The following is a 20345-nucleotide window of genomic DNA, read 5'->3' on the forward strand; positions in this document are numbered from 1 at the left end:
CCATACAATGAAAAAATGAAAGAGGAGGTTACCCTAATGGTCAAACATGATCTGAATCAAGCCTTACAGCGGATGCGAGCTCGAAATATCCCGTTAACTCCACAGCGGCGAGCATTGTTAACGTATCTTTATGCGCAGGAAAGTTACACGACGGTGAAAGACATTTGCGAGGCAATGGTCGGTGAGTATCCGCATGTGAATGCGATGACAGTTAACAGCTCTCTGCACGTTTTTAAACTGCTAGGATTAGTGAATGAGTTGGCAGTTGGCGGAGCTTCCTTACGATATGAAGCAGCTATTTGCTCGTAAGTGAATTTTAGTACGGGATTAGTACGCGAGTAATCGGCCGTTATCATGCCATTGTCCATATATTTTATTGAGACGGGTATGTTCAATGAACTTGGTTAATCGATTTTGATATAATGTTGCATCGTTCCGTACAGACTGAATATTGTCGAGTTTGACTCTCACATAGAGCTCTGGCAATGACTGAAAATGGCGATAGAGCACTTCGTCCTGACGTAACTGCGTTAAGATATCTTCATCTATGACGAAGGATGCGGTGTTCATATCGGGCAAAACTTGATGCCCTGCTTCCGTCATGAAGCCTAATTTATCTAATCGCCGGACTCGTTCTTTATTGAGCTCTGTCCATTTACTCTTTTTTTTCCTAGGCGAGAATCGTTGCGCAGTGTGGGTGTCATCTACTTTTTTAGTTGTGCTATCGATCCAGCCAAAACATAAGGCTTCTTCAACAAAATCAATGTAACTCATGGAAGTGCGATGTGTAGGAACTAACCAACAATAATTTGTTGTGCTGTGATGGTTAACCAGCCACTCTCGCCATTCTTGTCGCGACTGTACGAGTACTACGTTATCTATGATCATAACTGCTAATCACCCCCGTGTTGTGGTATGTACCTGTGCAGCCCCTACATTATCGGCCCAATAACTAATTGTAGCAAATCCTCTTAGTGTTTGTTTTGTACGCATTGTATAATTCCTCCTCATATATGAAGTATCGGTCCTATATGAGTATTGTAAACGGAACACACTGACACCTATATGTCAGTGTGTTTATTTTTTATTTTCAAAATATTCACATACGTGATTGTCGAAAAATATGAAAGTTCGTTACACAGGCCATTTGATGTCTAGGGACAACGGATGATTCCATATTGAGATGTTGAGAAGCGGTTGAGAAACGGTTGAGAAACGCATCTTAACTCATTTACAGGTAAAAGCTAGAAAATGTGCCGAAAAAGCGAACTATTTAAAAGTATAAAGTAATAATTGTTCGTTTTTTGAAATTGACATGGCACGTTAGTTGGTAGTAAACTAGGAAAGCGGGAAATGAAGCCGCACTAATTGAAAATGTCGAATCAACTCGTATAAAATCAGGAATAAGGCCTGAAAGTATCTACCCAAAAACCATGAATTTTTGGACTACGAGGAAGCGAATGAGGGGAACCATAGGAAATGATGGTCTTTTTGCATTCGGTTCTTTTGCTGTCCAGCGTATAGAATCGTGAATTCTAGCTCTGGGCATTTTTATTTTTATAGCATATATATTTAAAAGTCGGCGTTCAGAAAGAGGTTTGAGATGACGGTACGTGTTGGTGTTATTATGGGAAGCCAGTCGGATTGGGAAACGATGAAGCATGCTTGTGATATGTTGGACGAACTAGGTGTAGCGTATGAGAAAAAGGTTGTCTCCGCGCACAGAACGCCGGATCTGATGTTTGACTATGCAGCATCGGCGATCGAACGTGGGCTACAAGTAATTATTGCCGGAGCAGGCGGTGCGGCGCATTTACCAGGAATGGTTGCAGCCAAAACGGAGCTACCGGTTATTGGTGTTCCAGTCAAGACGTCCACATTGAATGGTATGGACTCTTTGCTCTCCATTGTGCAAATGCCAGGCGGCATTCCAGTTGCTACAGTTGCAATCGGTCATGCTGGTGCGACAAACGCAGGCTTGCTAGCTGCGCAAATTCTAGGCGCTTTTGATCCGGAGATCCAAGCGAGAGTAAAAGCACGCCGCGCGCGTATCACGCAAACGGTACTAGAAAGCAGTGACCAGCTATGAGTGAGGCATCCAGCGGTAAGGTGATCCAGCCAGGAGGCACCATCGGCATCCTCGGCGGCGGGCAATTAGGACGCATGCTTACACTAGCCGGACGCAACATGGGATATCGTTTCGTGACGCTCGACCCGACGGAAGACGCACCTTGCGGCCAAGTCGCGGATCAGATTCAAGCGAACTTCGACGATGTGGAGGCGGCTAGAAGGCTTGCCGCACGCTCGGACGTCATCACGTATGAATTCGAAAATGTCGATGCGAACGTGACCAAAATTTTGATGGAAGAATCCTATGTTCCACAGGGAAGTCATCTTTTATACACAACACAGCACCGTCTTCGTGAGAAGAGAGCGATTGAAGCGGCAGGCGTTCCCGTAGCGCCATATGCGGAAATCACAAGCGAAGCTGATCTGAGAGAAGCGGCAGAGCGCTTCGGTACGCCGTGCGTACTCAAAACCGCTACCGGTGGTTATGACGGTAAAGGGCAATGGGTGCTTCGCTCTTTAGATGAAGTCGCCGAAGCTTATGAAACATTAAGCCGTGCCAAAACCGAGCTGGTTCTCGAACAATTCATTCATTTTGACAAGGAATTATCCGTTATTGCAGCTAGAAGTCCACGCGGCGAGGTTAAAGCATTTCCTGCTGCTGAAAATATACATGTACATAATATTCTGCACGAATCCATCGTGCCGGCACGAATTCCTGTGCCCGTGCAGAAGGCAGCCGAAGAACTCGCGATTCGCATCGCGGAGTCGCTCGGTGTCATCGGGCTCATTGCAGTTGAGCTATTCCTAACTAAGGATGGTCAACTTTATGTGAATGAGCTTGCGCCACGCCCCCATAATTCGGGGCATTACACGATGGAAGCTTGCCGGACCTCGCAGTTCGAGCAGCACGTACGAGCGATCTGCAATTTGCCGCTAGGTTCAACAGAACTGATTACACCTGTGGTCATGGTCAACTTGTTAGGTGAGCACATTGCGCCGCTGCACGATAAACTTGCTGAGCCGGGCTTCTTAGAGAATGAAGCATTAGGCGTCTCTGCCAAACTTCATTTGTACGGCAAGAAAGAAGCGAAAGAGAAACGTAAAATGGGTCATATCAACCTTTTAACAAATGATGTTGAGAAAGCATTGACTTGGATAGAACAGACAGGCATTTGGGAAAGTAAGTAAAAGAAACCATTGGAGGAACGGCACATGATTGATCGTTATACACGCCCAGAGATGGCAAGTATTTGGACAGAACAGAATAAATTTCAAGCATATTTAGAAGTAGAAATCCTTTCTTGCGAGGCTTGGGCAGAGCTTGGTGTTATACCGAAGGAAGATGTCAAAGTATTGCGCGAGAAAGCAAGCTTCAACATCGATCGCATTTACGAAATCGAGCAAGAGACTCGTCATGACGTTATTGCTTTCACACGCGCTGTATCCGAAACACTAGGGCCTGAGCGCAAATGGGTTCATTACGGCTTGACTTCAACTGACGTTGTCGATACAGCGATGGGCTACTTATTGAGACAAGCTAACGAGATTTTGGAAAAAGACATCATCAATTTCATTGAAATTCTACGCAATAAAGCGATTGAACATAGAGATACAGCAATGATGGGTAGAACGCATGGTGTTCACGCAGAGCCAACGACGTTTGGTTTGAAAATGGCGCTATGGTACGAGGAAATGAAGCGTAATCTGGAGCGTTTCCGTTTGGCTGCTAAAGGCGTGCAATTCGGTAAAATCTCAGGAGCAGTAGGCACGTACGCGAATATCGATCCGTTTGTTGAGCAGTATGTATGTGAAAAACTAGGCACAACGCCGGCACCGATTTCTACACAAACGCTGCAACGTGATCGCCACGCAGACTACATGGCTACATTAGCACTAATCGCGACTTCCATGGACAAATTTGCAACAGAAATCCGTGCGCTTCAGAAGAGTGAGTTCCGCGAAGTGGAAGAGCCGTTTGCCAAAGGTCAAAAAGGTTCCTCCGCAATGCCGCACAAACGTAACCCAATCGGTTGCGAAAGCATTTCCGGTCTATCCCGTGTGATTCGTGGACACATGGTGTCCGCGTATGAGAACGTGCCGCTATGGCATGAGCGCGACATTTCGCACTCCTCCGTTGAGCGTATTATCCTACCAGATTCGACACAGTTGTTGAATTACATGCTTAATCGTCTAGGCAACATCATTAAGAATTTGACGGTGTTCCCTGAAAATATGAAACGCAACATGCGCAGCACGTATGATGTTCCTTTCTCCGGCCGCGTGATGACGAAGTTGATTGACAAAGGTTTTGCTCGTGAACAAGCGTACGATACGGTGCAACCGAGAGCGATGCAAGCCTGGGAAGAGCAACGTTCCTTCCGTGAAATCGTAGAGAACACATCGGTTATTACCGAAGTATTAAGCCCAGAAGAAATCGCAGATTGCTTCGATCCTAGCTGGCATTTGAAACATGTTAGCACGATTTTTGACCGTCTTGGTTTGAACTAGAAGTGAGCATGTAAGGGGAAAGGGAGTGGAATTCGTGGCAAACGCAAACGTAATCGTGGATACAGCTGAAGAAATGATTAATGCACCGTTAGTGCATAAAGGCAAAGTTCGTGAGCTGTATGATCTTGGCGATAGCTTTTTAATCGTGGTAACGGATCGGATTTCGGCTTTTGATTATATTTTGAAGCCGGGTGTTCCGGACAAAGGGTACGTTCTGAATGCACTCAGCAAGTACTGGTTCGGCGTAACGAGCGGTTATATGAACAATCACATCATCCACACGGATGTTGAGAAGCTTCATGCGATTATTCCGAGTGCGGAAGATCGCGAACTGTTGAAGGAACGTATTATTGTAGCTAAAAAAGCAGAGCGCATCTCCATCGAGTGCGTGGTTCGTGGCTACATCACAGGGAATGGCTGGAGACAGTACGAGAAAACCGGAGAAATTAACGGCATTAAACTTCCGGAAGGTTTACGTAAAAACCAACGGTTGCCAGAACCGATTTTCACGCCAGCAGCGAAAAATGATGTTGGTCATGACGAAGACATCTCCCTCGCACAGATGAAAGAATTGGTTGGCGAAGAGCTGACCTATGCCCTGCAAGAGCGCAGCATCATGCTGTATGTGTTAGCACATTCCATGTGCGAGCAAAAAGGCATTATTTTGGCAGATACGAAGTTTGAATTCGGTTTCTATGCAGGTGAACTTATTATTATTGATGAGATTTTCACGCCGGATTCTTCCCGTTATTGGTCAGAAGATAAATATGCTTTGGATATCGAGATTGATTCCATGGACAAAGAGCCTGTGCGCACGTATTTGGCGGGATCAGGTTGGGATAAAAATAGTGAACCGGATGAGCTTCCAGCTTCTGTTGTGGAAGAGACTTCGAACCGATATAAAGGGATTCTGCACCGCTTGGTTGACTAATATTAACGCTGAGGAGCGATTTCACGATGAAAGCAACAGTTTATGTAACGATTAAACAAAACGTATTGGACGTGCAAGGAACGGCAGTACAAGGAGCACTTCACTCCATGGGCTTCGAAGAAGTTGGCAAAGTGCGCATCGGTAAATACTTGGAGCTTGAACTTGGTACAACAGACAGAGCAGAAGCAGAAGCACGCGTGAAAGCTATGTGCGAGAAGTTGCTTGCAAACACAGTTATTGAAGACTACCGTTACGAATTGGTGTAAGAGACGAAGTAAGTTCTGCTATAGCATTTTGAGGAGGAAGAAGTCATGAATTTTGCGGTTCTTGTGTTCCCGGGATCGAATTGCGATATCGACTTGTACAAAGCGATTGAAGATACAATTGGTCAACCAGTTGACTATGTGTGGCATACGGACGGCGACTTGTCCAAATACGATTGCATCCTAGTACCAGGAGGATTCTCTTACGGGGATTACCTGCGTTGTGGAGCGATTGCTCAGTTTACAAACGTAATGAAAGCTGTCGTGAAGGCTGCGGAAGAAGGCAAATACATTCTAGGTATTTGTAACGGATTCCAAGTTTTGACCGAAGCTCGTTTGCTGCCAGGCGCATTGCTGCGCAATAACGGCATGAAATTCCGCTGTCACCAAGCGGTTCTGAAAGTTGAGAACAACACAACGGCGTTCACGCGTGATTATGCCGAAGGTGAATTGATCAACATTCCAATCGCACACGGTGAAGGCAACTATTACTGTGACGAAGCTACACTAAAAGAATTGCAAGAAAACAACCAAATCGTGTTCCGTTATGAAGCGGGTAACAACCCGAACGGATCACTGGATGATATCGCTGGAATCAGCAACAAAGCAGGGAACGTAGTGGGTATGATGCCCCATCCAGAGCGCGCCATTCATGAGATTCTTGGCTCCGCAGACGGCAAAAAAATGTTCACATCAATTCTAAGTGCTTGGAGGGAAAAACATGACGCAGCAGCTATCCGCTAAGGAACCATCTCCGGAACAAATCGCGGAACAGAAGATTTACAAGCAAATGGGTGTAACTGACGAGGAGTTTGCTAAGATTTGTGGTTTCCTTGGACGTACTCCGAACTACGTAGAAATCGGCGTATTCAGCGTAATGTGGTCCGAGCATTGCTCTTACAAAAATTCCAAACCTGTTCTTCGCAAATTCCCAGTTACAGGACCTCGCGTTCTGATGGGACCTGGTGAAGGTGCAGGGATTGTAGATATCGGAGACAACCAAGCGGTTGTTTTCAAAATTGAAAGTCATAACCACCCTTCCGCAATCGAGCCTTACCAAGGCGCGGCGACAGGTGTGGGTGGTATTATTCGTGATATTTTCTCCATGGGCGCACGCCCAGTGGCGCTTCTTAACTCCTTGCGTTTCGGTAAATTGGAAAACGATCGCGTGAAGTACTTGTTCGAGCACGTTGTCTCCGGTATCGCTGGATACGGTAACTGTATCGGAATCCCGACAGTTGGCGGCGAAGTGATGTTCGACGAGAGCTACGAGGGGAACCCGCTCGTTAACGCAATGTGCGTGGGTCTTATCGACCACGACATGATCCAACGCGGTGTTGCCAAAGGTGTTGGCAACCCAGTCTTCTACGTTGGCCCAGCAACAGGCCGCGATGGTATCCACGGTGCGACATTCGCATCCGAGGAACTAACAGCTGAATCCGAAGCGAAGCGTCCAGCGGTTCAAGTTGGCGATCCGTTCATGGAAAAGCTAGTGCTAGAAGCTTGTTTAGAGTTAATCGATTCCGGGATCGTGCTTGGAATTCAAGATATGGGCGCAGCGGGACTTACCTGTTCCTCCGCTGAGATGGCAAGTAAAGCAGGTAACGGCATGGAGCTGTACCTGGATGAAGTTCCACAACGTGAAGAAGGCATGACAGCGTATGAAATGATGTTGTCCGAGTCCCAAGAGCGTATGCTATTCGTTGTTGAGCCGAAGGATGAGGCGCAAGCTAAAGGCATTTTCGAGCGTTGGGGCTTGCACTGTGCAAAAGTCGGTAAAGTTACTGACGACGGTTTCCTTAAATTGATTCACCACGGTGAAGTCGTGGCGAACATGCCTGTAGGCGCACTCGTTGACGAGTGCCCGGTTTACAATAAGCCAAGCAAAGTGCCGGCTTATTACGAAGCAAGCGCAGCGATCGATACAACACGTTACCCAGAGGTAACGAAGTTGACGGATGCGCTGAAATCCGTACTCGCGTCCCCGACGGTAGCGAGCAAAGAGTGGGTTTACAACCAGTATGACTACATGGTTCGTACAGAAACAGCTGTGCGTCCAGGTTCAGACGCAGCAGTCGTCACGATCCGCGGCACGCGCAAAGGTCTTGCGATGACAACGGATTGTAACGGACGCTACGTGTACTTGGATCCAGAAGTGGGCGGACGTATCGCAGTTTCCGAAGCAGCGCGTAACGTTGTTTGTTCCGGTGCTGAGCCGCTTGCCGTAACGGATAACTTGAACTTTGGTTCCCCGGACAAGCCGGAAATCTTCTGGCAGTTGGAGAAATCCACTGACGGTATGGCAGAAGCTTGCCGCTTCTTGGATACGCCGGTTATCGGCGGTAACGTTTCACTTTACAACGAGAACTCCAAAGGCGCAATCTACCCTACTCCTGTTATCGGGATGGTTGGTCTTGTTCATGACATCGACCACATCACAACTCAAAACTTCAAAAACGAAGGTGACATCATTATCCTGCTAGGCGAGACAAAAGCTGAGCTCGGCGGCAGCGAATTCCAATATGTGATTCACGGTGTAACTGAAGGCCGTCCTCCTGAGTTGGATTTGGCGACTGAGAAACGCCTGCAAAACGCAGTGTTGAAAGCAATCCAAGAAGGTCTAGTTGCATCTGCACATGACTTGTCTGAAGGCGGTTTGGCTGTAGCGTTAGCAGAAAGCTGTATCAGCGGAAATATCGGAGCAGAGGTTAATGTAACGTCTGATCTACGTCCTGATTTCGCATTGTTCTCTGAATCACAATCTCGTATCGTGCTTAGCGCGACACCAGACAAAGCGGATGCGTTGAAACATTGGATCGCTTCCCAAGGTGTACCTTATCAAGAAATCGGAAAAGTAACCCATGATGCCTACCTAACTGTGAAAATCAACGACGAACAGCGTCTCCAGTCTCCTGTAAACGAGCTGGCGAAAGTCTGGAAGGATGCGATTCCATGTCTAATGGCGTAAAACAATCCAAGGCCCTGAAGCTTCCAACTGCTCCACTTGTCGAAATGGACAATGGACAGCATGAGCTTTGGACAGGAGAATATTACAACGAAGGTATTGGCGGCCAAGGTGGATTGTTCGATAAGCTGAATGAGGAGTGCGGCGTGTTCGGGGTGTATGGTCATCCCGACGCTTCGTCACTGTGCTATTACGGTCTTCATGCCCTTCAGCATCGTGGACAGGAAAGTGCCGGCATCTGTACGGTCGATGAAGGTAAATTCAACTATTATCGCGGTATGGGACTGGCCAAAGAGGTATTTACGAACGATAATTTGCATCCACTTACGGGTTCAACAGCGATCGCACATGTACGTTATTCCACAGCAGGCGAAAGCAAGCTGGCGAATGCGCAGCCGCTCGTTTTTAAATACCGTGAGGGTGATCTGGCTATCGCGACGAATGGAAACCTTGATAATGCAAATATTATCAAGCGTGAGTTGGAGCGTAAGGGCTCTATTTTCCAAACGACGAGTGATACTGAAGTTATGGCGCATCTGATTGCTCGTTCGGAGCATGATGATATCGTTGATGCTGTAAAAGATGCGATGAATCAAGTCATCGGCGGCTTCGCTTTCCTCATTATTACGAAGGATAAGCTGATTGCAGCACTTGATCCTAATGGCTTGCGTCCGTTCATGATTGGCCGTCTTGGAGAAGCTTACTTGTTCGCTTCAGAGACTTGTGCCTTTGATGCGGTGGGGGCAACCTATTTCCGTGATGTGCAGCCAGGCGAGATTATCGTGATTGATCGTGACGGCTTCCGTTCAGAGCGTTTTGCAGAAGGTGGCAAGCGTGCGATCTGTGCGATGGAGTATATCTACTTTGCTCGTCCAGACAGTGACATTGATACGGTCAATATTCACTCCGCTCGTAAACGGATGGGTAAGCGACTAGCGATGGAAGCTTTCGTGGATGCGGATATCGTAACAGGCGTACCGGATTCCAGTATTTCGGCAGCGATTGGTTTTGCAGAACAAACGGGTATTCCTTATGAGCTGGGTCTGATCAAGAACCGCTACACAGGCCGTACGTTCATCATTCCAAGCCAAGAGCTTCGTGAGCAAGGTGTTAAAATGAAGTTGAGCGCCGTTCGCAAAGTGGTCGAAGGCAAGCGTGTCGTGATGATCGATGACTCCATCGTTCGTGGGACAACGTCCTTACGTATCGTTAACCTGCTTCGTGAAGCAGGCGCAACGGAGGTTCATGTGCGGATTTCTTCTCCGCCTTTTATGAACCCATGTTACTACGGGATTGATACTCCGGACCGCAAAGAGCTTATCGCAGCGATGAATTCCATCGAGGAAATTCGCAAGGCGATCAACGCGGATTCACTTCATTTTCTAACGAAGGATGGATTGTTAGATTCAATCGGTCAAGGTTCCGCAGGCAAAGACAGCGGATATTGTACAGCTTGTTTCGATAACAGCTATCCGACAGAAATCGTTGATGTGACGAAGGTTGGCTGTGCTTGTGATTAAAGGCTGATTACGTGGCAGCGTTGGGCCATGGTCAGTAAAAGAGAGAAAACGGGGGTCTAACGACCTCCCCTATATATAGACAAACTAAGGAGTGTTGGTCAGTGTCGGATGCTTATAAAAAGGCTGGCGTCGATATCGCGGCGGGGAACGAAGCAGTAGAACGGATGAAAAAGCACGTTAAACGGACATTCCGTCCTGAAGTGTTAACAGATCTCGGTGGCTTCGGCGGGCTGTTCAGCTTGAACAAAGACAAGTATGAGGAGCCTGTACTCGTATCGGGTACGGACGGCGTGGGCACGAAGCTGAAGATTGCTTTTGCCATGGATAAGCATGATACGATTGGGATCGACGCGGTCGCGATGTGCGTGAATGATATTATCGTTCAAGGCGCAGAGCCATTGTTCTTCCTTGACTATCTCGCTTGTGACAAAGTCATTCCAGAGAAAATTGAAGCGATTATTAAAGGGATTGCTGACGGTTGTGCGCAATCAGGTTGCTCACTAATCGGTGGTGAAACGGCGGAAATGCCAGGCATGTATGCTGAAGGGGAGTATGACATTGCTGGCTTTACGGTTGGAATCGTCGACAAGAAAAAGATCATCGACGGTACAACGATCCGTCCTGGAGATGTCGTGCTAGGACTTGCTTCAAGTGGTGTGCACAGTAACGGGTTCTCGCTTGTGCGTAAGCTTTTGCTTGAAGATAACGGTTATACCCTTCAAGGGCATGTTGAAGAGCTTGGCGACAAGTTGGGTAACGTGTTGCTTGAGCCAACAAAGCTGTATGTGAAGCCAGTTCTAGCTATGTTGGAAGACGTGGCGATCAAAGGGATGGCGCATATCACAGGTGGCGGTTTCATCGAAAATATTCCGCGCGTTCTGCCAGATGGCGTAAACGTGGATATCCAATACGGATCATGGCCGATCCTGCCGATTTTCTCTTTGATGCAGCGTGTAGGCAACATCACGAACAATGATATGTTCCGCACGTTCAACATGGGAATCGGGATGGTTGTCATTGTAGCAGCTGACGATGCAGAGAAAGCTATTGCTGCAGCGGAAGCGCAAGGCGAAAAAGCATATCGTTTAGGCGTTGTCACTGAAGGCGAGCGTGTCGTTACGTTCCAAGGAGCTGACGTCTAATGCAGCCTTATCGCATTGCGGTGATGGCTTCAGGCAGCGGCTCGAATTTTCAGGCCATTGTGGATCAGGTACAGAAGGGGAAGCTTGATGTTAGCATCGAGCTTCTTGTCTGTGATCGCCCAAAGGCATTCGTCGTTGAGCGTGCCAAGGAAGCGAAGGTGCCTGTGTTTGCCTTCAATCCGAAGGAATACGAAAGCCGTGAAGCGTATGAGACGCTGATCTTAAAAGAGCTGCAGGATCGCCAGGTTGATCTGGTCGTGATGGCAGGGTACATGCGGATTATTACGAATGTGCTGGTTGAGCCTTTCTTCGGGCGGATGATTAATATTCATCCGTCATTGTTACCGTCGTTCCCCGGCGTGCGCGCTGTGGAACAGGCGGTTGAGTATGGCGTGAAGCAGACAGGCGTCACGGTGCATTTTGTTGATGGCGGGCTGGATTCCGGCCCGATCATCGCTCAGCGTGCCGTGGAAATCCACGAGCACGAGACAGCGGATTCGCTCACGGAGCGAATCCATGCGGCCGAGCACGTGCTGCTGCCGCAGGTTGTGCGGTGGCTGCGCGAGGGCCGCGTGAGCCTGGACGGCCGCAGGGTTAGCGTGCGGAAGTAGGGAATGTAGGTGTTTGGTAGCTCTATTACCACTATCCCATTGGCTCAGTTCAACCAGCATTTTGTTGGCTCCTGAGTATAGGGGATAGTGATGATAGCTAGCTCTATGACCTTGGAGGCCCTGCTAAGAAATTTTTACATTATTGAACTTATTTCATTCATATACAATCCCATTCCCTAAGGAGGAAGCATAGTGGCAATCAAAAGAGCACTGATCTCCGTTTTCGATAAAACGGGCATCGTTGAATTCGCGAGCGAGCTGTCAAAGCTGGGCGTTGAGATCATTTCCACAGGTGGTACGCTTAGTTTGTTAAAGGATAAAGGGGTACCGGTTATCGGTATTTCCGAAGTTACAGGGTTCCCAGAAATCATGGACGGCCGCGTGAAGACACTTCACCCGAACGTGCATGGCGGACTTCTAGCTGTTCGTGACAACGAAGAGCACCAAGCAAGCATGAAAGAGCTTGGTTTAGAGTACATCGATCTAGTTGTCGTGAATTTGTATCCTTTTGCAGAGACGATTGCGAAGCCTGACGTGACTTACGAAGATGCGATCGAGAACATCGATATCGGTGGACCTACCATGCTTCGTTCCGCAGCGAAAAACCATGCTTTCGTTTCCGTTATCGTCGACACGAATGACTATGCGAAAGTGTTGGAAGAAGTGCAAGAGACTGGCGACACTACACTTGCTACACGTAAAACGCTTGCAGCAAAAGTGTTCCGTCACACAGGCGCTTACGATGCTTTGATTGGTGACTATTTGACTGGCCTCCAAGGCGAGCCTTACCCAGAGCGTTACACAGTTACGTATGAAAAAATGCAAGAGCTTCGCTACGGCGAAAACCCGCACCAAAGCGCAGCGTTTTACCGCACGCCGAATGCGGCTGCTGGCAACATCACAACGGCTGAACAATTACACGGTAAGGAATTATCGTACAACAATATTAATGATGCGAACACAGCTCTTCAAATCGTAAAAGAGTTCAGCGAGCCTGCGGTTGTTGCCGTGAAGCACATGAACCCTTGCGGCGTGGGTATCGGTACGAACGTACTTGAAGCTTACACGAAAGCGTACAATGCTGACCCGACTTCCATCTTCGGTGGAATCGTTGCTGCGAACCGTGCGATCGACGAAGCGACTGCACAATTGCTGCATGAGATCTTCTTGGAGATCGTCATCGCACCAGATTTTACACCAGAAGCTCTTGAGATTCTGGCTAAAAAGAAAAACATCCGTCTACTCAAAGTAGCCGGTTTGGATACCATTGCTGGTCGCGAGTCCCAGCCAGTAATTACAACAGTTGAAGGGGGCATGCTGGTACAAGCTAGCGATGCTCGTCAATTGACAGAAGCAGATTTGAAAGTCGTTTCCGAGCGTCAACCGACAGCGGAAGAGATGAAGCAACTTCTTTTTGCATGGAAAGTTGTTAAGCACGTTAAATCTAATGCCATCGTACTTGTGGCTGATGATATGACTGTGGGCGTAGGCGCTGGTCAAATGAACCGTGTTGGCGCAGCAAAAATTGCGATCGAGCAAGCTGGCGATAAGTCTAAAGGCTCCGTCCTTTCGTCCGATGCGTTCTTCCCGATGGGCGATACACTCGAAATGGCAGCAAAAGCAGGCATCACAGCAGTGATTCAGCCAGGCGGCTCCATCAAAGACGAAGAATCTATTCGTGTAGCGAACGAAAATGGCATTGCAATGGTCATGACAGGCGTTCGTCACTTTAAACACTAAAACAATTGAGAATGCTCACGATTCGTAAGTGGACCGTGGGCATTCCCCATGAGAGGGGTTTCCAAAGATGCGTGTATTAGTTATTGGACGTGGCGGACGCGAGCATGCCATTGTATGGGCACTAAGCAAAAGCCCAAAAATCAGCAAACTGTTCTGCGCACCAGGAAACGGCGGAATTGCCGGTTTAGCGGAATGCGTGCCGATTACAGAGCTTCAGTTCGAAGAGATCAGCACATTTGCCAAGGAGCAAGCGATTGACTTGGTTATGGTTGCGCCTGATGATCCATTAGCGGCAGGTTTGGTCGATCATTTGGAGTCAAAAGGAATCGAAGCATTCGGCCCTCGCGCCAACGCTGCGATCATTGAAGGCAGCAAAGTGTTCATGAAGCAGCTGCTCAAAAAATACAGCATTCCTACGGCGACTTACGAGTCATTCGACGCGTATGAGCCAGCACTTGCGTACTTGCGCTCGCAAACGGCGCCAATCGTGATTAAAGCAGACGGCTTAGCCGCTGGTAAAGGCGTTACGGTTGCTCAAACGATGGAAGAAGCGGAAGCTGCGTTGAAAGACATCATGGTTGGGCAGGTTTTTGGGGCATCGGCAGGCGCTAGCGTCGTAATCGAGGAGTTCCTGACAGGGCAAGAAATGTCCTTACTGGCTTTCGTAGATGGTTCAACAGTGCGTTTGATGGTGCCTTCGCAGGATCATAAGCCTGTTTTTGATAACGATAAAGGACCGAATACAGGCGGAATGGGGACATACTCCCCACTTCCACATATTCCAGAGTCCATCGTGCAGGAAGCACTTGTGAACATCGTTCAGCCTACGGCGGATGCGATGGTAGCAGAAGGCCGCCCGTTCAAAGGCGTGCTGTATGCGGGTCTCATTTTGACTCCGAACGGTGTGAAAACGATTGAGTTCAACGCGCGCTTCGGTGATCCGGAGACGCAGGTGATTTTGCCGCGATTGAAAACGGATTTGTTGGATATTTTCCTCGCGATCAACAACGGCACGTTGGCTGAGCAGCCAATCGAGTGGAGCGAGCAAGCCGCAGTATGCGTGATCGTGGCTTCACCTGGTTACCCTGGTCCATATCCGAAGGGCTTGCCGATTACTGGCTTAGATCAAGTGCAGGATGCGCTCGTGTTCCACGCGGGTACAGCCGTTGATGAGAACGGGCAAATCGTCACCAACGGTGGACGTGTGCTTGGGATCACGGGCCTTGGCAAAGATATCGTAGAAGCTCGTCAGAAGGCTTATGCGGATGCGGATCGGATTCATTTTGAAGGTAAGCATTACCGGACGGATATTGCGATGAAGGCATTGAGATAGATTCGTAAAGTAAAACACAGCCCTTTAAGTGAATAAGGGGCTGTGTTTTTTTTTGTTAAGATTCGGGGGGGCGGAGAGTACACCTGATTAATGTCAGTTTCGCAGGTGGCAAAAATGCAAAAAAGCATCCTTTTTCAGTGAATTCACGTCAGTATGATAAATAAATGCAAAAAGGCATCTTTTTGGGGCGTAAACGTCTAAACAGAGCTGAAAACGCAGAAATTGATGCCTTTTTGCATCAATTTTAACTGAAAGTATGTTTTTGATGGAAAAAGGTTGCACTATTGCATTTCTCAGCAGGTGGGGGGAGAGGTAGCTGGTGGGTTTTTCTCATCAGAACTAATTTGGATGCCGAACGAGTTACCACTCGTTGTGGAAGGAAAATACATTGAAGCGCATCTTCACTTGGTACGGACGTTCTTCCTCGAAGGATTTCGATAGAAGGCTTTTTAGCTACTTAACTAATAGGGTTAGCAGTCGGGATTATGTCTGGTTGTAGTATGATATAATGAAAAGAAAATGGTAAGCATATCCGGCAAGAGCCAACTAGGGAGCGTTATGTTCAGGTAATCGATTCTGACGGGAAGCGGATTAATTATAAACTTTAAAGTGGTCTCAAATACAGCACTGGCCGGCATGGTTAGTCAATGCACTCAAGTAAAACTATCGGTTATCCGCCAAGGGGTCTTGCATACGTAGTGATAAACTCGTGCCATCACTGGTGAAAAACCGATGAAGGAGCGAGTTTTTTTGGATTACTTTTTATCCCAGTTACGCATATACTTGCTTCTGCCTCTGTAGACGAAATAACATGCCAATAAGGCAAGAACGACTAAGGAAATGGACAGCCAGTGATCAGTGATATACTGCCAAAATGCTTGCATAGCGGAACCTCCCAAATGTGGAGAAGCGTGGTAGTGTTAGTTTTCGCGAATAGCGGCTGTTTTTATACAGAGCATAGAAATGGGGGGATTGCCGATGTTTGATAAAAGAATGCTGATACTCGCTGCAGTCATAACGCTGGTTGGTGTGTTGGCTGGTTGTGGAAATAACACGCCGGTGCCCGTGGTGGTGCCAACGGCAGAGGCTGTGCAGAGCGCTTCGCCGCAGGCGACAGCAACAGCGCAGGCAACGGCTGCGCTCTCACAGGTGCAGACGGCAGCTACAGCAGCACCAACGCCAGCCACAGACCCAACAGCGGCTCCGACACCTGTCGCAACGCCAGAAACGAAGCCAACACCAACGAAGACGCCTGCTCCAACCACGCTGCCGAGCGTCCCTAAGAGCAATAAGCTTGTCATGATCGACCCCGGACATCAACGTGTTGGCAATAACTCACCTGAGCAAGTCGGGCCAGATACGCGGGAAACGAAGGCCAAAGTTAGCTCAGGAACTGTTGGGGTACGTACAAAGAAGCCAGAATATGTGCTCAATCTGGAGGTATCCTTGCTGCTTAAAGCCGAGTTAACGAAACGGGGCATTCACGTGACGATGACGCGCGAGACGCATGACGTGGATATTAGCAACAAGCAGCGTGCGGATATGGCGAATGAGGCAGGAGCGGCGCTGGTTGTAAGGATTCATGCAGATGGTGATGCCTCGGCAAGTACGAAAGGATTCTCGGTCTTGTACCCGTCAGCTGCACAACCAGCTGTTAAGCCGATCGCAGCGGAAAGTAAGCAGGCAGCTGGTTTTCTTCTAGCTGGTATGCAGCAAGCGACAGGCTCGAAGGGACGTGGCTTATCGGCGCGAGATGATTTGAGCGGCTTTAACTGGTCGAAGGTACCCGTCGCTCTCGTGGAGATCGGGTTCATGACGAATCCCGAAGAGGACGAGCTGATGTCGGAAGCAGCGTATCAACAGAAGCTTGCCGTAGGTATCGCGGATGGGATTGAGCAGTTTGTGAACGGTAAGTGAGGGAGACGGGCCGTAGCATGGTTTTAATTTTACAGATTCGAGAATAATGTAGATAATTGGCAATGATTTGGTTGTGGGAGGGGGTGTTGCTGTGCTGCCGGCATTTTTTATTGCACATGGCTCACCGAATTTGGCGATGGAGTCCCATGCGTATACGGAGTTTTTGCAAAGACTTGCGATGTCGCTGCCAAAGCCGAAAGCTATTATTGTATTCAGTGCACATTGGGAAAGCGCTGTGCAGAAGATCAGCTCGGCCGTAGAGCCGGAGATGATGTATGATTTCTCAGGCTTCGCCGAAGAACTTTATGACATTAATTATCCAGCCAAAGGGGATCTTCCCCTAAGCCTCCATATCCAGCAGTTGCTCCAGCAAGAAGGCATACGCTGTGAGCTAAATGACAGACGAGGCTTGGATCATGGCGTGTGGGCGCCACTCTCGATTATGTACCCTCATGCGCAGATCCCGGTTGTGACACTTTCGGTTAACCCTCGGTTAACACCTGAGGAGCATTACCGAATCGGTGCCGCTTTAGGCTCCTTGCGGGATGAGCAGGTGCTGATCATTGGCAGTGGCGGAACGGTTCACAATCTACGCAAGCTGGATGAAAACAATCCGGTGCCGCAGTTATGGGCCGTGGAGTTCGATGAGTGGCTAGCGGAGCAGCTAGAAACGTGGAACTTGGAGGCGTTGATTCGCTACGACGAACGCGCGCCGCATGCGCGGGTGGCGGTGCCCACGCCGGAGCATTTTGCACCATTGCTCATCGCAATGGGCGCAGGCGATGCTTCACGGAATGCGAGGTTGCTGCATCATAGCTTTCAGATGGGTAGCCTGAGCCTATGCTGCTGGATGTTCGGCAGTCTACGTATACGTAAACAGGAGACTTAGATTCGTTGTTGTTCGGAGGCCTGCGAAGTGTTGCAGGTTTTTTTGTCGTTATGGTGAATGGGCGGAGGGCAGTTCAATCCAGAAAACGCCCCTTATGCTCCGGCTTCGGCAGCATGCAATGCTCAGTCTTGCCGAACCAGCGATAGCGGTTGCGAGCGATGAAGCTGTATCCGAGGTTGCGGATCGGAGCTGGAATCACGATCGCCGCGTAGGCGAGTGGCCAGGCACCGCGCAAACGCCGTGCTATACGCAAAGCGGCGGAGCTCCGCGTATAGGAGCGGTCACCTTCGATCAGCACAATGGTGCTGAACTGATTTATCGGCAGCTTATGCTCGGCGAGCAGTCGTTGCCCCGTCTCCGACTGGAGAGAAGCGAAGCGAAACACGCCCTTCGGGTCATTTCGCAGGATGAATTGCACCGCGCTGTTGCAGAGTAGGCAAACTCCGTCGAACAAAATAACAGCGTGCTGATCAATATGAGTTGACATGGTGGATATCTCCTTTGGTCGCCACAGTTGTTGGAGGAAGCTACTCTAATTATACGACGTTCAACCGATTGATCAACTCGTAAGAGGATTGACGAAAAGTGGATGAGGTTGTATAGTTCTTATATACCCATGGGGGTATGTGCGATGAACGAGCGAGGTCATATATTAGGATAGTCTCTTTTTTTTTGGCTAACTATATACCCTATGGGGTATGTGATTACAATTACAATGAGTTACTCACTACGGAGGGATTACAATGGATCATGCCCAATTGCAAGGTATGGAAGCCGCTCAACTAGCTCGTAGAGTACTGAATCAGGTACCTACTTTTATTCTAGATGTTCGGAACGAAAGCGACTATGCGGACTGGAAAATCGAAGGCAGACAGCTGCAATCGCTGAATGTGCCGTATTTTGACCTGATCGATGGTGTGGATGAAATTTTTGATGCGATCCCGAGCGAGCAAGAAGTCGTGGTCGTCTGTGCGAAAGAAGGATCATCCATTTTTGTAGCGGAGCAATTGATCGATGCAGGTAAGACGAACGTGTCGTACCTTATCGGTGGCATGAAGTCATGGAGCGAGCAGCTCATACCTGTCCGAATCGGAAATCTGAACGATGGCGGAGAGATATATCAATTCGTTCGTGTGGGCAAGGGTTGCTTATCCTACATGATTCTTTCACAAGGAGAAGCTGTGGTGATTGATGCGGTTCGGATGACGGATGTATTTGAACAATTTGCACAGGAAAAGAACGTAACGATTACACATACCCTCGATACCCATCTCCATGCTGACCATATCTCAGGTGGAAGACAGCTGGCGGCGGCAACCCAAGGTACCTACTGGCTCCCAGCCAAGGATGCGACAGAGGTAGAATTCACCTATGAAAAGCTCGAAGAAGGGAGCGATCTGGTCATTGGCCAGACAAAAATTAGCCTCCAACCGATCTATTCACCAGGTCATACCATCGGAAGCACATCACTCATCATTGATGGTCAGTACTTGTTGTCTGGGGATATTTTATTCGTAAACTCCATTGGTCGGCCTGATCTAGCTGGTCAAGCAGAAGACTGGGTCTCCGATCTAAGGACGACACTATATGAGCGTTATCAATCGCTATCCCAAGATCTGCTCGTACTTCCCGCACATTTTGGTAAGGTGACAGAGTTAGGTGAAGGTGGGCGAGTATCCGCGCGGCTTGGTGATTTGTTTCAGAACAATCCGGGGCTCCAAATCGAAGGGGAATCGGCATTTAAACGTTTGGTTACAGAGAATTTGCCACCGCAGCCGCACGCCTATGAAGAGATCAGGCAGACCAATATGGGGAAAATCCACCCCACACCAGAAGAGCAGCGGGAGATGGAGATTGGGCCGAATCGTTGTGCGGTTCATGAGGGCAAGTCAGATGCTCAGGAGAAGTACCCTTTTACCATTACCAATAGTGAGATTAAAGCCAAGCTTGCCGCTGGGGAGAAACTTCATATCCTAGATGTCCGCGAGCCCGCAGAATTTGCAAGTGGTCATATACTTGGGGCGATTTCGATGCCACTTGGCAATGTAGAGAAGATGCTGTCTCAACTCGATCCCAATCTCACGTATTATCTGATTTGCCGAACAGGAAGCCGCAGTGATGCAGCCTGTCATAGGTTAGCGGAGCAAGGGTTTGACCACATCCATAACGTGCTACCTGGCATGTCGCAGTGGACTTGGGAGATTGAAAATAACTAAATGGAGGTCATTAACATGGTTAATTTAATTGTAGATGCGAAAGGGTTGGCATGTCCGATGCCGATTGTAAAGGCCAAAAAAGGAATGGATACATTGGAACCTGGACAAATCATGGAGCTATGGACGACGGATAAAGGGTCGATGAAAGATTTTCAAGCGTGGGTCGGCAAAACCAAACATGAGCTGTTGGAAGCGAAAGAAGATCAGGGTGTGTTTACGTTTATCGTGAGGAAAGGATGA

Annotated in this window: 20 protein-coding genes, 1 pseudogene and 1 riboswitch; of the genes and pseudogenes, 18 read left to right on the top strand and 3 right to left on the bottom strand. The window is 48.5% G+C overall.

Annotated elements, in window-relative coordinates; translation table 11 throughout:
* Positions 1-36: 36 nt before the first annotated feature.
* Positions 37-309, top strand: a complete 273-nt coding sequence (locus tag AC58QM_RS32000; protein WP_497288803.1) for a Fur family transcriptional regulator — start codon at positions 37-39, stop codon at positions 307-309.
* Positions 310-327: 18 nt separating this feature from the next.
* On the opposite strand, the gene AC58QM_RS32005 is transcribed toward AC58QM_RS32000, so the two are convergent.
* A complete protein-coding gene (locus AC58QM_RS32005) occupies positions 328-888 on the bottom strand; it encodes a YdeI/OmpD-associated family protein (RefSeq protein WP_497288804.1) in 561 nt (186 codons plus the stop codon).
* Positions 889-1367: 479 nt separating this feature from the next.
* A riboswitch (purine riboswitch) is annotated at positions 1368-1469 on the top strand.
* A gap of 134 nt (positions 1470-1603) precedes the next feature.
* Between AC58QM_RS32005 and purE the strand changes: the two genes are divergently transcribed.
* The 12 genes from purE to purD all read left to right on the top strand — a co-directional run bounded on the left by purE (position 1604) and on the right by purD (position 15083).
* On the top strand, positions 1604-2089 hold the full coding sequence (gene purE / locus AC58QM_RS32010) for a 5-(carboxyamino)imidazole ribonucleotide mutase (RefSeq protein ID WP_497288805.1): 486 nt from the start codon (positions 1604-1606) through the stop codon (positions 2087-2089).
* Positions 2086-3258: a 5-(carboxyamino)imidazole ribonucleotide synthase gene (gene purK, locus AC58QM_RS32015; RefSeq protein ID WP_497288806.1), complete on the top strand. Its 1173-nt coding sequence runs from the start codon at positions 2086-2088 to the stop codon at positions 3256-3258. Before purE ends, purK begins: the two co-directional genes overlap by 4 nt.
* Positions 3259-3282: 24 nt before the next feature.
* A complete protein-coding gene (purB, locus tag AC58QM_RS32020) occupies positions 3283-4578 on the top strand; it encodes an adenylosuccinate lyase (RefSeq protein ID WP_497288807.1) in 1296 nt (431 codons plus the stop codon).
* Between the two features lie 73 nt (positions 4579-4651).
* Positions 4652-5509, top strand: a complete 858-nt coding sequence (locus tag AC58QM_RS32025; protein ID WP_497288861.1) for a phosphoribosylaminoimidazolesuccinocarboxamide synthase — start codon at positions 4652-4654, stop codon at positions 5507-5509.
* Positions 5510-5535: 26 nt separating this feature from the next.
* The gene (purS, locus tag AC58QM_RS32030) at positions 5536-5775 is read left to right on the top strand and encodes a phosphoribosylformylglycinamidine synthase subunit PurS (protein WP_028556672.1); all 240 of its coding nucleotides are present in this window, start codon (positions 5536-5538) and stop codon (positions 5773-5775) included.
* A 45-nt stretch (positions 5776-5820) separates the two neighbouring features.
* Positions 5821-6516 (top strand): phosphoribosylformylglycinamidine synthase subunit PurQ, encoded by a 696-nt coding sequence (purQ, locus tag AC58QM_RS32035; RefSeq protein WP_028556673.1) that lies wholly within the window; start codon positions 5821-5823, stop codon positions 6514-6516.
* Positions 6494-8740, top strand: coding sequence for a phosphoribosylformylglycinamidine synthase subunit PurL (gene purL / locus AC58QM_RS32040; RefSeq protein ID WP_497288808.1), 2247 nt, complete (start codon positions 6494-6496; stop codon positions 8738-8740). The genes purQ and purL overlap by 23 nt, the downstream gene beginning before the upstream one ends.
* Before the next feature lie 44 nt (positions 8741-8784).
* Positions 8785-10257 carry an amidophosphoribosyltransferase gene (gene purF / locus AC58QM_RS32045; RefSeq protein WP_497288862.1) on the top strand — a complete coding sequence of 491 codons (1473 nt, stop codon included), beginning with the start codon at positions 8785-8787 and terminating at the stop codon, positions 10255-10257.
* A gap of 101 nt (positions 10258-10358) precedes the next feature.
* The gene (gene purM / locus AC58QM_RS32050; RefSeq protein ID WP_173119042.1) at positions 10359-11399 is read left to right on the top strand and encodes a phosphoribosylformylglycinamidine cyclo-ligase; all 1041 of its coding nucleotides are present in this window, start codon (positions 10359-10361) and stop codon (positions 11397-11399) included.
* On the top strand, positions 11399-12010 hold the full coding sequence (gene purN / locus AC58QM_RS32055; protein ID WP_057311516.1) for a phosphoribosylglycinamide formyltransferase: 612 nt from the start codon (positions 11399-11401) through the stop codon (positions 12008-12010). Before purM ends, purN begins: the two co-directional genes overlap by 1 nt.
* A gap of 192 nt (positions 12011-12202) precedes the next feature.
* Positions 12203-13750, top strand: coding sequence for a bifunctional phosphoribosylaminoimidazolecarboxamide formyltransferase/IMP cyclohydrolase (purH, locus tag AC58QM_RS32060; RefSeq protein ID WP_497288809.1), 1548 nt, complete (start codon positions 12203-12205; stop codon positions 13748-13750).
* 67 nt (positions 13751-13817) lie between these two features.
* On the top strand, positions 13818-15083 hold the full coding sequence (gene purD / locus AC58QM_RS32065) for a phosphoribosylamine--glycine ligase (RefSeq protein ID WP_497288810.1): 1266 nt from the start codon (positions 13818-13820) through the stop codon (positions 15081-15083).
* Between the two features lie 755 nt (positions 15084-15838).
* Here purD and AC58QM_RS32070 read toward each other — a convergent pair.
* On the bottom strand, positions 15839-15967 hold the full coding sequence (locus AC58QM_RS32070) for a hypothetical protein (protein WP_497288811.1): 129 nt from the start codon (positions 15965-15967) through the stop codon (positions 15839-15841).
* Positions 15968-16061: 94 nt separating this feature from the next.
* Here AC58QM_RS32070 and AC58QM_RS32075 point away from each other — a divergent pair, with 94 nt between their 5' ends.
* Both AC58QM_RS32075 and AC58QM_RS32080 read left to right on the top strand, forming a co-directional pair.
* Complete coding sequence (locus tag AC58QM_RS32075; protein WP_497288812.1) at positions 16062-17000, top strand: N-acetylmuramoyl-L-alanine amidase family protein; 939 nt, start codon at positions 16062-16064, stop codon at positions 16998-17000.
* A gap of 91 nt (positions 17001-17091) precedes the next feature.
* On the top strand, positions 17092-17889 hold the full coding sequence (locus tag AC58QM_RS32080) for a DODA-type extradiol aromatic ring-opening family dioxygenase (RefSeq protein WP_497288813.1): 798 nt from the start codon (positions 17092-17094) through the stop codon (positions 17887-17889).
* A 73-nt stretch (positions 17890-17962) separates the two neighbouring features.
* On the opposite strand, the gene AC58QM_RS32085 is transcribed toward AC58QM_RS32080, so the two are convergent.
* Positions 17963-18376 carry a thiol-disulfide oxidoreductase DCC family protein gene (locus AC58QM_RS32085; RefSeq protein ID WP_497288814.1) on the bottom strand — a complete coding sequence of 138 codons (414 nt, stop codon included), beginning with the start codon at positions 18374-18376 and terminating at the stop codon, positions 17963-17965.
* Between the two features lie 256 nt (positions 18377-18632).
* Here AC58QM_RS32085 and AC58QM_RS32090 point away from each other — a divergent pair.
* The 3 genes and pseudogenes from AC58QM_RS32090 to AC58QM_RS32100 all read left to right on the top strand — a co-directional run.
* Positions 18633-19772 (top strand): annotated as a pseudogene (locus AC58QM_RS32090) (MBL fold metallo-hydrolase); the annotation flags it as partial.
* Positions 19773-19823: 51 nt separating this feature from the next.
* Entirely contained in the window at positions 19824-20105 is a 282-nt protein-coding gene (locus AC58QM_RS32095) for a rhodanese-like domain-containing protein (protein ID WP_497288863.1), read from the top strand.
* 15 nt (positions 20106-20120) lie between these two features.
* Positions 20121-20345 carry a sulfurtransferase TusA family protein gene (locus tag AC58QM_RS32100; RefSeq protein ID WP_497288815.1) on the top strand — a complete coding sequence of 75 codons (225 nt, stop codon included), beginning with the start codon at positions 20121-20123 and terminating at the stop codon, positions 20343-20345.

Source organism: Paenibacillus sp. J22P165, from assembly GCF_059692015.1.

What these genes read in the sequence shown, in the direction of transcription:
- AC58QM_RS32000 (WP_497288803.1), top strand. Translation starts at nt 37, where the DNA reads ATGGTCAAACATGATCTGAATCAAGCCTTACAGCGGATGCGAGCTCGA.
- AC58QM_RS32005 (WP_497288804.1), bottom strand. Translation starts at nt 888, where the DNA reads ATGATCATAGATAACGTAGTACTCGTACAGTCGCGACAAGAATGGCGA.
- purE (WP_497288805.1), top strand. Translation starts at nt 1,604, where the DNA reads ATGACGGTACGTGTTGGTGTTATTATGGGAAGCCAGTCGGATTGGGAA.
- purK (WP_497288806.1), top strand. Translation starts at nt 2,086, where the DNA reads ATGAGTGAGGCATCCAGCGGTAAGGTGATCCAGCCAGGAGGCACCATC.
- purB (WP_497288807.1), top strand. Translation starts at nt 3,283, where the DNA reads ATGATTGATCGTTATACACGCCCAGAGATGGCAAGTATTTGGACAGAA.
- AC58QM_RS32025 (WP_497288861.1), top strand. Translation starts at nt 4,652, where the DNA reads ATGATTAATGCACCGTTAGTGCATAAAGGCAAAGTTCGTGAGCTGTAT.
- purS (WP_028556672.1), top strand. Translation starts at nt 5,536, where the DNA reads ATGAAAGCAACAGTTTATGTAACGATTAAACAAAACGTATTGGACGTG.
- purQ (WP_028556673.1), top strand. Translation starts at nt 5,821, where the DNA reads ATGAATTTTGCGGTTCTTGTGTTCCCGGGATCGAATTGCGATATCGAC.
- purL (WP_497288808.1), top strand. Translation starts at nt 6,494, where the DNA reads ATGACGCAGCAGCTATCCGCTAAGGAACCATCTCCGGAACAAATCGCG.
- purF (WP_497288862.1), top strand. Translation starts at nt 8,785, where the DNA reads ATGGACAATGGACAGCATGAGCTTTGGACAGGAGAATATTACAACGAA.
- purN (WP_057311516.1), top strand. Translation starts at nt 11,399, where the DNA reads ATGCAGCCTTATCGCATTGCGGTGATGGCTTCAGGCAGCGGCTCGAAT.
- purD (WP_497288810.1), top strand. Translation starts at nt 13,818, where the DNA reads ATGCGTGTATTAGTTATTGGACGTGGCGGACGCGAGCATGCCATTGTA.
- AC58QM_RS32070 (WP_497288811.1), bottom strand. Translation starts at nt 15,967, where the DNA reads ATGCAAGCATTTTGGCAGTATATCACTGATCACTGGCTGTCCATTTCC.
- AC58QM_RS32075 (WP_497288812.1), top strand. Translation starts at nt 16,062, where the DNA reads ATGTTTGATAAAAGAATGCTGATACTCGCTGCAGTCATAACGCTGGTT.
- AC58QM_RS32085 (WP_497288814.1), bottom strand. Translation starts at nt 18,376, where the DNA reads ATGTCAACTCATATTGATCAGCACGCTGTTATTTTGTTCGACGGAGTT.
- AC58QM_RS32100 (WP_497288815.1), top strand. Translation starts at nt 20,121, where the DNA reads ATGGTTAATTTAATTGTAGATGCGAAAGGGTTGGCATGTCCGATGCCG.